The following is a 12,884-nucleotide window of genomic DNA, read 5'->3' on the forward strand; positions in this document are numbered from 1 at the left end:
TATCCTCAGCCGTTCGTCGCCCGCGCGGCGCAAGGCCGCCTCGACCCGCCCCCGTTCGGGGCGCGCCGCCCCCTTTTGCCGGCGGCGGCCTTCTGGGCCGCCGCCTCGGTGACGGCCGCCGCCTTCTTGGCGGCGCGGCCGGTGACGGCCGCTGTCGCGTCTGCCGATTCGGTGACGACCGTCTCGTCGACCGTGGCCTTGTCTCCCGGCTTGGTCTGCTTGCGTGCCGCCCGGTGGGGCGCGGCCTTCGTGGACGCCGGCGCACCTGCGGCCGCCTCCTTGGCAGCGGCCTTCCTGGCCGCCGCCTTGGTGACGGCCGCTTTCCTGGAAGCGGCCTTTCCCGGCGCGGCTTCGACGCCGGACGCGTCGTTGGCGGCGGTCTTCTTGTGGGCCGGCGTCTCCTTGGTGGCCGGGACTCTCTTCCCGGAGATCCGGTCCTTGCCCGCCGCTCCCTTGTCGACCGCGTCCACGGTGGCCGACGACTGTTTCCGCGCCGGCTTCGTGGCGGACTCCTTACTCGCGGTCTTTCGGGGTGTGGTTGTCGAGGCGGGCTTCCGCTCAGTCGCTACCGCGGTGGCGGCACGCGCGGACGCCGTCTTCTCGGCAGTCTTCTTCGCCACCATGGCCGCGGCCCCTTCACATATTGTGATCTTGCTCGCGAATCGTGCTGGGACGATAAATCGACCCCAGCGCCGCGGCAACGGGGCACGCCGCCGGTCGGACCCGTCCCGGGCTGCGAGAAGTCGAACCTGCATCCGTTGTGCCCAGCTCTCCGCCGGGTAATCCGCCCCCCGCGCCGCACAACACCCCGGCCGCGCCCCGTGTGGCCATTCGGGTCAACGGCGGCACGGGGCAAAACCGGTCGGCCGCTCCCCTTACGGGCCCTTACACTGGGCGCAGCGAAAGGCGTGGATGGGGACCAGTAGCGTCGTACGCAGCCATGAGCGACCCGGGGACGGTGAGAGCCCGGGGGCGAGCGCGGCGTGAAGCATCACCCCGGAGCCGCCGGAAGAAAGCCGCGGACTTCCGCGGCCGGTAGAACCGGCGTCGCGACCTCAATGAGGGGGCGGTGTCCTGTGCACCGCCAAGGAGGGTGGTACCGCGGGAGCCGCGCAGCGTCGGCGCTCTCGTCCCTCCGACGGACCGACGAACAGTCCCGCCGGAGGAGACCGCCGATGACGCCGCCGCAGTACCGTCAGGTACCCGCCCAGGTAGACCTGCCCGCGCTCGAGCACGCCGTGCTCGACTTCTGGCGCGAGAGCAAGATCTTCGCCAAAAGCCTGGAGCAGTCCGAGGGCCGCCCCGAGTGGGTGTTCTACGAGGGCCCGCCCACGGCGAACGGCATGCCCGGCGCTCACCACATCGAGGCCCGCGTCTTCAAGGACGTCTTCCCGCGCTTCCGCACGATGCGCGGGTACCACGTGGGCCGCAAGGCCGGCTGGGACTGCCACGGTCTGCCGGTCGAGCTCGCCGTCGAGAAGGAGCTCGGCTTCTCCGGCAAGAAGGACATCGAGGCGTACGGCATCGCCGAGTTCAACGCCAAGTGCCGCGAGTCGGTGACCCGGCACACGGACGCGTTCGCCGAGCTGACGACGCGCATGGGGTACTGGACCGACCTCGACGACCCGTACCGCACCATGGACCCGGACTACATCCAGTCGGTGTGGTGGTCGCTGAAGGAGATCTTCAACAAGGGCCTGCTGGTACAGGACCACCGCGTCGCCCCCTGGTGCCCGCGCTGCGGCACCGGCCTGTCGGACCACGAGCTCGCCCAGGGCTACGAGACGGTCGTCGACCCGTCCGTCTTCGTGCGCTTCCCGCTGACGAGCGGCCCGCTGGCCGGCGAGGCGGCGCTGCTGGTGTGGACGACGACGCCATGGACCCTGGTGTCCAACACAGCGGTCGCCACCCACCCGTCGGTCACCTATGTCGTCGCGACGAACGGCGAGGAGAAGCTGGTCGTCGCCGAGCCGCTGCTGGAGAAGGCACTCGGCGAAGGATGGGAGGCGACCGGGCAGACGTTCACCGGTGCGCAGATGGAGCGCTGGAGCTACCAGCGCCCGTTCGAGCTGGTCGAGTTCCCGAGCGTCAGCGAGGGAACCGACGGGCAGGCTGAGGCGCACTACGTCGTCAACGCCGACTACGTGACCACCGAGGACGGTACGGGCCTGGTCCACCAGTCCCCCGCCTTCGGTGAGGACGACCTCAAGGTCTGCCGCTCCTACGGCCTGCCCGTCGTCAACCCGGTACGCCCCGACGGCACCTTCGAGGAGGGCGTCCCGCTGGTCGGCGGCGTCTTCTTCAAGAAGGCCGACGAGGCACTGACCGCAGACCTCCAGGCGCGCGGTCTGCTCTTCAAGCACATCCCGTACGAGCACAGTTATCCGCACTGCTGGCGCTGCCACACCGCGCTGCTGTACTACGCGCAGCCGTCCTGGTACATCCGCACCACCGCGGTCAAGGACCGGCTGCTCGCGGAGAACGAGGCCACCAACTGGTTCCCCGACTCGGTCAAGCAGGGCCGCTACGGGGACTGGCTCAACAACAACATCGACTGGGCGCTCTCCCGCAACCGCTACTGGGGCACCCCGCTGCCGATCTGGCGCTGCGAGGAGGACCACCTCACCTGCGTGGGCTCGCTCGCCGAGCTGACGGAGCTGACCGGCACCGACCAGTCGGGCCTCGACCCGCACCGCCCGTTCATCGACGAGGTCACCTTCGCCTGCCCGCAGTGCTCCGGTACCGCGACGCGTGTGCCGGAGGTCATCGACGCCTGGTACGACTCGGGCTCGATGCCGTTCGCGCAGTGGGGCTACCCGTACAAGAACAAGGAGATCTTCGAGAAGCGCTACCCGGCGCAGTTCATCTCGGAGGCGATCGACCAGACCCGCGGCTGGTTCTACACGCTGATGGCCGTCGGCACGCTGGTCTTCGACAAGTCCTCGTACGAGAACGTGGTCTGCCTCGGCCACATCCTCGCCGAGGACGGCCGCAAGATGTCCAAGCACCTGGGCAACATCCTCCAGCCCATCCCGCTGATGGACCAGCACGGCGCGGACGCGGTCCGCTGGTTCATGGCGGCCGGCGGCTCCCCGTGGGCGGCGCGGCGCGTGGGCCACGGCACCATCCAGGAGGTCGTGCGCAAGACGCTGCTGACGTACTGGAACACGGTCGCCTTCCAGGCCCTGTACGCCCGTACGTCCGGCTGGGCCCCCTCGGCGTCCGACCCGGCGCCGGCCGAGCGCACGGTCCTGGACCGCTGGCTGCTCTCCGAGCTGCACGCGCTCGTGGACCAGGTCACGCAGGCCATGGAGGCGTACGACACCCAGCGCGCCGGCAAGCTGCTCTCCGCCTTCGTCGACGACCTGTCGAACTGGTACGTGCGCCGGTCTCGCCGCCGCTTCTGGCAGGGCGACGCGGCGGCGCTGCGGACGCTGCACGACGTGGTCGAGACCGTCACGCGGCTGATGGCCCCGCTGACCCCGTTCATCACCGAACGGGTCTGGCAGGACCTGGTCGTGCCCGTCGCGCCGGACGCCCCCGAGTCCGTCCACCTCTCCTCCTGGCCGGTGGCCGATCTGGACGCGATCGACCCGACGCTCTCGTCCCAGATGGCGCTGGTGCGCCGCCTGGTCGAGCTGGGACGCGCGACGCGCGCGGAGTCGGGCGTCAAGACCCGTCAGCCGCTGTCGCGCGCGCTGGTGGCCGCGTCCGGCTTCTCCGCGCTCTCGGAAGAGCTCCAGGCGCAGATCACGGAGGAGCTGAACGTCTCCTCGCTCGCCTCCCTCTCGGAGGTCGGCGGCTCGCTCGTCGACACGACCGCGAAGGCGAACTTCCGTGCGCTGGGCAAGCGCTTCGGCAAGGGCGTCCAGGACGTGGCGAAGGCGGTCGCCGCCGCCGATGCCGCGGCGCTCTCCCTGGCCCTGCGCTCGGGCGAGGCGTCCCTCGAGGTCAACGGCGAGACGATCACGCTGTCGCCGGAGGAGGTCATCATCACGGAGACGCCCCGCGAGGGCTGGTCCGTGGCGTCCGACTCGGGCGCGACGGTCGCACTGGATCTCGAGATCACGCCGGAGCTGCGGCGGGCCGGTCTGGCCCGTGACGCGATCCGCCTGATCCAGGAGGCCCGCAAGAACAGCGGCCTCGACGTCGCCGACCGGATCGCGCTCCGCTGGTCCTCGACGGACCCGGAGGTGACGTCGGCCCTCACGGACCACGCGTCCCTGATCGCGGACGAGGTCCTCGCGACGGACTTCGCGAACGGCGAGGCGGACGGATCGTACGGCGACCCGTTCACGGACGAGGGCCTGTCCCTGGCCTTCCGCCTCCGCAAGGCATAACGGCACCCCCGCCCCGCCCCGGGCCCGGCCACGCAGGTGGCCGGGCCCGGTCGCTTTTCCCCTCCCCGCCCCTTCCCGTGCCCAAGGGGCAACCGCAGCCCGTCCGGGGCACTCCTCCCTACGCCTGGCGGCGTGGAATCCCCCACCCACGGCCGCAGGCCGTAGGGGGAGATCGAGGGCGCCGCGCGGAGCGCGGTACGGGTCCGGGCGGAGACCGGTTGGGGAAGGGGCGGGAGGGGAGCAGCCACGCGGGGCCGAACACCCCCGCACCCACGCGCCCCCGCCTCCACGCAAAAGGCCGGGCCCGGAGTGCATTCGCACCCCGGGCCCGGCCCCGCAGTCTGCCGACGGCTACGCGCGCTGCGCGCGCGTCCCCGTCAGTTGTCGTCCTCGTCGATCAGGAAGCCCCGCATCGGCGAAGGCGCCTGCTGCATCGGCTGCGGCGCCTGCGGCCGCACCGGCGCCATCGGCTGGGTCATCGCCGGTGACATCTGCTGCTGGCCGCCGTACGACGGGCCGCCCTGCGAGGGGCCGCCGTGGCCGCCCATCGTCTGGCCGCCACCGTAGGACGGGGCGCTCGCGCCGGCCGGAGCCATGGACGGCGCCGGGGACGGCGGCAGCGACGCGGCCGCCGGGGTACGCGGCGGGGCCAGCGAGTCGTCGGCCTGGGTCTCCAGCTGGCGCAGCTGGCTCTCCAGGTACGACTTCAGACGCGTGCGGTACTCGCGCTCGAAGCCCCGCAGGTCCTCGACCTTGCGCTCCAGCGTGGCGCGCGCGGACTCGAGGGAGCCCATCGCGACGCGGTGCTTCTCCTGCGCGTCCCGCTCGAGGGCGTCGGCCTTGGCGCGGGCGTCCCGCTCCAGGCCCTCGGCGCGCGAGCGCGCCTCGCCGACGATCTTGTTGGCCTCGGAACGGGCCTCGGCGATCGCCTGGTCGGCGGTCTGCTGGGCAAGGGACAGGACGCGCGCGGCGCTGTCACCGCCGGGGCCCTGACCCATCGGACCGGGACCCTGCGGGCCGCCGTGACCGCCCATGGGGCCACCCATCGGGCCGCCCATGGGACCGCCCTGCATCGGGCCGGGGCCCATCGGGCCGCCCTGCGGGCCCCCGTGGCTCGGACCGGCAGGCAGCTGCGGCGCACCACCGGGCAGCTGGGGCGGACCCATCTGCGGGGGCTGCTGCTGGACCGGCGGTCCGGATATGGCGGCGGGGACGGGGGCACCGGGACCGCCCGGGCCACGGCCGTCCTGCGGCTCCGGAGGTTTACGCATGCCCTGCTGCTGGTTCTGGGCGGCCGCACGGGTCGCCGCGGCCAGCTTCGCGCGCAGGTCCTCGTTCTCACGGAGCAGACGGGTCAGCTCGGACTCGACCTCGTCGAGGAAGGCATCGACCTCGTCCTCGTCATAGCCTTCTCGGAGGCGGACGGTCGTGAACTGCTTGTTCCGCACGTCCTCGGGAGTCAGCGGCATCTCTTCTTCACCTCTACGTAGTCGTCGGCAGTCGGCAGGACCGTATCGCTCACATCGAGTTCCCCACTCCACGAACGATGGAGATCAGGATGTAGACGATGATCATCAGAACGAAGAAGGACAGGTCGAGTGCCACGCCCCCGAGACGCAACGGCGGGATGAATCGCCGCAAAAGCTTGAGCGGTGGATCGGTGACAGTGTAGGTGGCCTCCAGAACGACCACCATCGCCTTGCCGGGTTGCCATGAACGGGCGAACTGAAAGACGTAGTCCATGACGAGCCGGAAGATCAGGACGACAAGGAAGCACATCAGCGCGATGTAGACCACCTGTAGTGCGACGCTCATCCCGCGCTTCCCTCTCCCCTGGATCCCATCTCAGCCGGCCCTACGGCCGGGTCGTTCCCGGTGTCGTTTCTCAGCTCTGGTTGAAGAACCCGCCCTCTGCGATGCGGGCCTTGTCTTCCGCCGTGACATCGACGTTAGCAGGCGACAACAGGAACACCTTCTGCGTCACTCGCTCAATGCTGCCATGGAGACCGAAGACGAGTCCCGCGGCAAAGTCGACAAGTCGCTTCGCATCGGTGTCGTCCATCTCCGTGAGGTTCATGATCACCGGGGTGCCCTCGCGGAAGTGTTCCCCGATGGTACGGGCCTCGTTGTAGGTCCGCGGATGCAGTGTGGTGATGCGGTAGGGCTCCCGCTCGGACACGACCTTGGGCATGATCACCGGTGCGCTCTTCTCCATGCTCGGGCGTTCAGGTGTGATGGATGCCACGGGGGCGATCCGTGCCGGACGGCCACTGTCGACAGGCAGGGCGACCGGCTCACGCGGGGCGGGCGGCGCCGGCACTCGCACCGGCTCCTCGCGCTCCATCTGGCGGGGGGGCTGGTGCCGCCGGTGATCCCGCTCGGGCTCCGGCTCGGGTTCGAAGTCGTCATCGGGGTCGAAGCCCCGGCCGTCGTACCCATCGTCCTCCACGAGGCCGAGGTAGACCGCCATCTTGCGCATCGCGCCGGCCATTCTCTGAGTCCTCCGCTCTGTGGTGGATCGGCATTCGTCACCAAGTGCCCGCGATCCACTCGGTCCGCCCGCCTTGGGCGGGAATGACCATATTTTCTACTGTGGTCCGACTTGCTTCGCGACGTTACCCGAGCCGGGGTCGGACTCCGAGTACCGCCGTACCGACGCGCACATGTGTCGCTCCGGCCGCCACGGCCTGCTCGAGGTCCGCACTCATCCCTGCTGACACCATGTTCGCAGTCGGATGAGCCGCGCGCAGGCTTGATGCGAATTCCATCAGCCGCTCGAACGCCGCCTGTTGCCGTCCCGCGTACGGTCCGGCGAGCGGCGCGACAGTCATCAGACCGTCGAGCCGCAGTCCTGGTGAGCCGGCGACGGCCGCCGCCAACTCCTCGATACCGTCCGGCGCGACGCCGCCCCGGTCGCCCTGCCGGCCGGACTCGGCGTCCAGGGCGACCTGGATCAGACAGCCCAGCTCCCGCTCGGCGCGCACCGCGGCGGTGGAGAGGGCGGAAACGAGCTTGCGCCGGTCGACCGACTGCACCACATCGGCATAACTCGCGACAGAACGGACCTTATTGGTCTGCAACTGGCCGACGAAATGCCAGTGGAGATTCAGATCCGCGCATGCCGCGGCCTTGGGGGCCGCGTCCTGATCACGGTTCTCCGCTACATGACGCACACCGAGTTCATGGAGGATGCGCACATCGCTCGCCGGATAGGTCTTGGTGACCACAATGAGGGTCACCTCGTCACGCCCTCGACCCGCGGCCGCGCACGCGGCGGAGATACGTTCCTCCACCGCCGCGAGATTTGCGGCGAGTTCGGTTCTGCGGTCGGTCATGGGGTTTCCCGGTCCTCCAGCCAGACGTATCCGGCGAGCCGCCCGGTCGTGCGGTCGCGGCGGTACGAGTAGTGGTCGCGCGATTCGAGTGTGCAGACCGCCGACTGCCGCCGGTCGCGCACCCCGAGCGCCTCGAGCTGGGCGTGCACCCCGGCCGTGACGTCGACGGCCGGGGTGCCCCAGCTCGTCTCCGACCAGGCGGCCGGCTCGACCGCTGCCACTTCGGACCGCATTTGCTCGGGAACTTCGTAACAGCGACCGCAAACGGCGGGTCCGGTACGGGCGATGATGCGTTCCGGCTGCGCGCCGAGTGCCTTCATCGCCTCGACCGTGGCCGGCACGATGCCCGCGATCATGCCGGGACGGCCGGCGTGCGCCGCGCCCACCACCCCGGCGACGGGATCGGCGAACAGGACGGGGGTGCAGTCGGCGGTGAGCACGGCGAGAGCCAGACCGCGCCGTGCGGTGACCACACCGTCGACGGCCGCGCCGGGCGAATCCCCCCACGGACCGTCGACCACGGCCACGTCCCGGCCGTGGACCTGGTTCATCCAGACCACCGCCCCCGGGTCCAGCCCCAGGGACTTGGCGGCGATCGACCGGTTGGCCAGCACGGCCTCGGGGTCGTCGCCGACGGCGCCGCCGAGGTTCAGCTCCTCGTACGGAACGGCGCTCACCCCGCCCCACCTGTCGGTGAAGGCGAAGTGCGCGCCGCTCTCGTGTATCGCGTCGTGCCGCACTGTCACTTCAGGAAATCCGGGACATCCAGCTCTTCGGCCTGGCTGTCCGGGTAGGGGCGGGCCGGCGGTACCTGGGCCGGGCCGGACGACCCGAGCTCACTGGCGATCGGCGCCGGCTCGGGGGACGCGGGCTCCTCGCGGACGGGCACGGTGCCGAGCCCGCCGGTGGAACGGGAGCCGTCGTTGCTCCGCGCCGGAGCCGAGGACTGCTCCTCGCGCTTGTTCGAGGCGGAACCGATCACGTTCTCCCGGCGGGTCGGCGGCTGGCCGCCGTCGAAGCCGGCCGCGATGACGGTGACCCGCACCTCGTCGCCGAGCGCATCGTCGATGACCGCGCCGAAGATGATGTTCGCCTCGGGGTGGGCGGCCTCGCTCACCAGCTGGGCGGCTTCGTTGATCTCGAAGAGACCGAGGTCCGAACCGCCGGAGATGGAGAGCAGCACACCGCGGGCGCCGTCGATCGACGCCTCGAGCAGCGGCGAGGAGATCGCCATCTCCGCCGCGGCTACCGCACGGTCGTCGCCACGCGCCGAGCCGATGCCCATGAGGGCCGAGCCTGCCTCCGACATCACGGACTTGACGTCGGCGAAGTCGAGGTTGATCAGACCCGGGGTCGTGATGAGGTCGGTGATGCCCTGGACACCCGACAGCAGCACCTGGTCCGCGGACTTGAACGCGTCCAGCACACTGACCTGACGGTCGGAGATGGACAGCAGGCGGTCGTTGGGGATGACGATGAGGGTGTCGACCTCTTCGCGGAGCTCGGCGATGCCGTCCTCCGCCTGGTTCGCCCGGCGCCGGCCCTCGAAGGTGAACGGACGGGTGACCACGCCGATCGTCAGGGCGCCCAGCGAGCGGGCGATGTTGGCGACGACGGGTGCGCCGCCGGTGCCGGTGCCGCCGCCTTCTCCGGCGGTGACGAAGACCATGTCGGCCCCCTTGAGGACCTCCTCGATCTCCTCGCGGTGGTCCTCTGCCGCCTTGCGACCGACTGCCGGATTCGCTCCGGCGCCGAGGCCACGGGTGAGTTCGCGGCCGACGTCGAGCTTGACGTCGGCGTCGCTCATCAACAGCGCCTGCGCGTCCGTGTTGATAGCGATGAACTCGACGCCCTTGAGACCGACCTCGATCATTCGGTTGATGGCATTGACACCACCGCCGCCGACACCGATGACCTTGATGACTGCGAGGTAGTTCTGCGGTGCTGCCACGTCGAAGGCCTCTCGCCTCGAGTTACGTGTCGTCGCTTCGCGGGACCGCGCTGCGACGACTGATGTCGAATTGGGACGGCCCGACCAGCCCGGCTGCCGACCCGAACCCTAACTCTGAAGTTTAGGGTTACCAGTGTGTCTGTTCCCTGGACTCTTCCGAACAGGACACTAAGTCGACAAGTGGCGCCCGTTCAACGAACACGCCGAACCTCCCGTTTTTCTTTTCACCCTATGTGATCACGCACAGCAATGACCAACCAGGGTGCTGGCCAGCACAGATGAGCGTCAACTCCCCGATACGGCAGGGGCGCTGGGGGCGCTCACGTCGAAGTGCCCGGCTTTGGGAGCTGCTTTCATGAGTGCTGTGAGCGCACGGGCCTTCGCCTCGCCCGCCTCCGGACTCCCCCACACGACGCGGCGGCCGCCGCTCAACTCCAGGGAAATGTAGTCATATGAGACTACTTTCATGCTCTTCAGGTCGGCTGCGACCTTTGTGGGGAGTTCGCTCCTGACGCGGACCGCCTCCGCGACAAGCCGGTCGGCGCCGAAACGGTTCAGGCTCGCCGATCCGTCAACTTCCAACCCCAGCAGGGGAACACCCTTCGGCGCCGTGGCGACCGTGGCGAATTGGACGCTCTCCGCGTCCACTTCGACGAACTTTGCACCCTTTTCCAGCAGCAGGACCGGCTTTCGCTCCGTCACGGCCAGTTCGATCCCGTGCGGCCAGGACCGCTCGACCTCCACCGAGTCGATGCGCGGCAGTTCCCGCCGCAGCCTGGCCTCGATGGCGTCGGTGTCGACCGAGATGAGCGGCGCCCCGAGGGGGACGGCCGCAACGGTCTCGACCTCGCGCGGCGTGAGCACCTCGGTGCCGGTGGTCTCGACGTGTTCGGCCCGCAGCCACGCGGAACCATAGAGCAGCCAGATCACACCGGCGACGGCGATCAGGGCGCCGAAAGCGATCAACAGGGAGCGGGTGCCGGGCCGCCGGAACCGCTCGGCCGCAGGGCCCTTGCGGGGCGGGCGGACCTTGCCGCCGGGTTCGCCGGGGCCGCCCTTGGGCCCCAGCGAACCACGCTCCGCGGTGGTCGGTCCGGCCACGCTCCCTGCCTTCTCACGCCTGGCGGCGTGCCGCAATCGCCTCGTACACCATGCCGACGAGCAGTTCGTCGGCGTCCCTGCGGCCGAACTCGGCGGCCGCACGGGACATCTCGTACAACCGGTGGGGATCGGCGAGCACCGGAAGGACGTTGCCCTGGACCCACTCGGGGGTCAGTTCCGCGTCGTCGACCAGCAGCCCACCGCCGGCCTTCACCACCGGCTGGGCGTTGAGCCGCTGTTCACCATTGCCGATCGGCAGCGGTACGTAGGCGGCGGGCAGTCCCACGGCGGAGAGTTCGGCGACGGTCATCGCGCCCGCGCGGCAGAGCATCATGTCGGCCGCGGCGTACGCGAGATCCATCCGGTCCACGTACGGTACCGGCACATAGGGCGGCATACCGGGCATGTTGTCCACGCGTGGCAGCTCGTTCTTCGGTCCGACCGCGTGCAGGATCTGGATGCCCGAGCGCTGGAGCACCGGGGCGATCTGCTGGATCACCTCGTTGAGGCGGCGGGCGCCCTGCGAGCCGCCCGAGACCAGCAGCGTCGGCAGGTTGGGGTCGAGACCGAAGGCCGCGCGCGCCTCGGGGCGGACCCGGGCGCGGTCGAGCGTCGCGATGGTGTGGCGCAGCGGGATGCCGATGTAGCGGGAGTTGCGCAGCTTGCTGTCCGGCGTGGCGACGGCGACCCCCGCGGCGTACCGCGAGCCGATCTTGTTGGCGAGGCCGGGACGGGCGTTGGCCTCGTGGACGACGATCGGCACGCCGAGGCGCTTGGCGGCCAGATAGCCGGGCAGGGCGACATAACCGCCGAAGCCGACGACGCAGTCGGCCTTGGTGCGCTCCAGGATCTGCTCGGCGGCCTTGATGGTGCCGCGGAGCCGCCCGGGGACCGTGATCAGCTCGGGGGTCGGCTTACGTGGCAGCGGTACGGCGGGGATGAGGGCCAGCTCGTAGCCCCGCTCGGGCACGAGCCTGGTCTCCAGGCCCCGCTCCGTACCGAGGGCCGTGATGCCCACGGATGGGTCCTGCCTGCGCAGGGCGTCCGCGAGGGCGAGCGCGGGCTCGATGTGGCCGGCGGTCCCCCCACCGGCGAGTACGACATGCACCGAAATTCACCGCTCTCCGGACGGACGCTTCTTGACGCGCCGTCTCATCGTCTTCCATCTCACCCCGGGCCTCCGCACGGCCAGGGCCGCCTTCGCCGCGGGATCCTCTCGCGCGAAGGCGATCAGCAGCCCGACGGCGAACATCGTCGGCAGCAGCGCGGACCCCCCGTAGGAGAACAGCGGCAGCGGGACGCCGGCGATCGGCAGCAGACCGAGCACCGCACCGATGTTGACCATGGCCTGGGCCGTGATCCACGTGGTGACGCCTCCCGCCGCGTACCTCACGAAGGGGTCCTCCGTGCGTCCGGCGACGCGGATACCCGCATAGCCTAGAGCCGCGAACAGGGCGAGCACCGACAGCGTCCCCGCCAGGCCCAGTTCCTCCCCGGCGATGGCGAAGATGAAGTCGGTGTGCGGTTCGGGTAGTTGGCCCCATTTTTCCACACTTGCTCCGAGGCCGGAACCGAACCATCCGCCAGAGGCAAGAGCATAGATGCCGTGCACAGCCTGCCAGCACTCGCCTTCCGGACCGAGGTCGATGGCGCCGATGCAGGACAGCCGGGACATCCGGTTCTCGTTGGTCCTGATGAGCAGCAGACCCACGAAACCGGCGATGCCGAGGACCCCCGCGAAGAGCCGGGTGGGCGCTCCGGCCAGCCACAGCAGTCCGAACAGGATGGCGGTCAGGATGATCGCCGTGCCCATGTCGCCGCCGAGCATGATCAGGCCGAGGAGGAGGAAGGCGATGGGGACGAGCGGCACCAGCAGGTGCTTCCACTGGGTCAGCAGCCGCCGGTCCTGCTTGCGGGCGAGCAGGTCCGCGCCCCACAGGATGAGCGCCAGCTTGCCGAACTCGCTGGGCTGGAGCTGGAACGGACCGCCGAGGTAGATCCAGTTCTGGTTGCCGTTGACCGCGTGCCCTATCCCCGGGACCTGGACCAGGACCATCAGGAAACGACGCGATCCGAGCCGAGCTGAGCGGACGACATGCCCTACGCCATCACGCAGACCTGCTGCAGCGACGCGACCTGCGTCGCCGTGTGCCCTGT

Annotated in this window: 11 protein-coding genes; 1 reads left to right on the forward strand and 10 read right to left on the reverse strand. The window is 70.0% G+C overall.

Translation table 11 applies throughout. From position 1 onward, the window contains the following. Positions 1–5: 5 nt before the first annotated feature. Positions 6–623, reverse strand: coding sequence for a hypothetical protein (locus ABZ070_RS29825; protein WP_356638458.1), 618 nt, complete (start codon positions 621–623; stop codon positions 6–8). Positions 624–1,175: 552 nt separating this feature from the next. Here ABZ070_RS29825 and ileS point away from each other — a divergent pair. Next, entirely contained in the window at positions 1,176–4,340 is a 3,165-nt protein-coding gene (gene ileS / locus ABZ070_RS29830; RefSeq protein ID WP_356638459.1) for an isoleucine--tRNA ligase, read from the forward strand. A 377-nt stretch (positions 4,341–4,717) separates the two neighbouring features. On the opposite strand, the gene ABZ070_RS29835 is transcribed toward ileS, so the two are convergent. The 9 genes from ABZ070_RS29835 to ABZ070_RS29875 form a co-directional block, all read right to left on the reverse strand. After that, a complete protein-coding gene (locus ABZ070_RS29835) occupies positions 4,718–5,809 on the reverse strand; it encodes a DivIVA domain-containing protein (RefSeq protein ID WP_356638461.1) in 1,092 nt (363 codons plus the stop codon). A 49-nt stretch (positions 5,810–5,858) separates the two neighbouring features. Continuing rightward, on the reverse strand, positions 5,859–6,155 hold the full coding sequence (locus ABZ070_RS29840) for a YggT family protein (RefSeq protein ID WP_177148724.1): 297 nt from the start codon (positions 6,153–6,155) through the stop codon (positions 5,859–5,861). 70 nt (positions 6,156–6,225) lie between these two features. After that, entirely contained in the window at positions 6,226–6,831 is a 606-nt protein-coding gene (gene sepF / locus ABZ070_RS29845; RefSeq protein WP_356638462.1) for a cell division protein SepF, read from the reverse strand. A gap of 124 nt (positions 6,832–6,955) precedes the next feature. After that, entirely contained in the window at positions 6,956–7,675 is a 720-nt protein-coding gene (locus ABZ070_RS29850; RefSeq protein ID WP_356638463.1) for a YggS family pyridoxal phosphate-dependent enzyme, read from the reverse strand. Then, positions 7,672–8,421, reverse strand: coding sequence for a peptidoglycan editing factor PgeF (gene pgeF / locus ABZ070_RS29855; RefSeq protein WP_356638464.1), 750 nt, complete (start codon positions 8,419–8,421; stop codon positions 7,672–7,674). The genes ABZ070_RS29850 and pgeF overlap by 4 nt, the downstream gene beginning before the upstream one ends. Further along, positions 8,418–9,626 (reverse strand): cell division protein FtsZ, encoded by a 1,209-nt coding sequence (ftsZ, locus tag ABZ070_RS29860; protein WP_356638465.1) that lies wholly within the window; start codon positions 9,624–9,626, stop codon positions 8,418–8,420. The genes pgeF and ftsZ overlap by 4 nt, the downstream gene beginning before the upstream one ends. Positions 9,627–9,911: 285 nt before the next feature. Then, positions 9,912–10,727: an FtsQ-type POTRA domain-containing protein gene (locus ABZ070_RS29865; protein WP_356638466.1), complete on the reverse strand. Its 816-nt coding sequence runs from the start codon at positions 10,725–10,727 to the stop codon at positions 9,912–9,914. Positions 10,728–10,740: 13 nt separating this feature from the next. Next, entirely contained in the window at positions 10,741–11,835 is a 1,095-nt protein-coding gene (murG, locus tag ABZ070_RS29870) for an undecaprenyldiphospho-muramoylpentapeptide beta-N-acetylglucosaminyltransferase (RefSeq protein WP_356638467.1), read from the reverse strand. Positions 11,836–11,841: 6 nt separating this feature from the next. Next, on the reverse strand, positions 11,842–12,884 hold a 1,043-nt coding region (locus tag ABZ070_RS29875; protein ID WP_356638468.1), incomplete at its 5' end, for a putative peptidoglycan glycosyltransferase FtsW.

Origin of the sequence: Streptomyces sp. NPDC006283, assembly GCF_040613325.1 — a bacterium.
GTDB lineage: Bacteria > Actinomycetota > Actinomycetes > Streptomycetales > Streptomycetaceae > Streptomyces.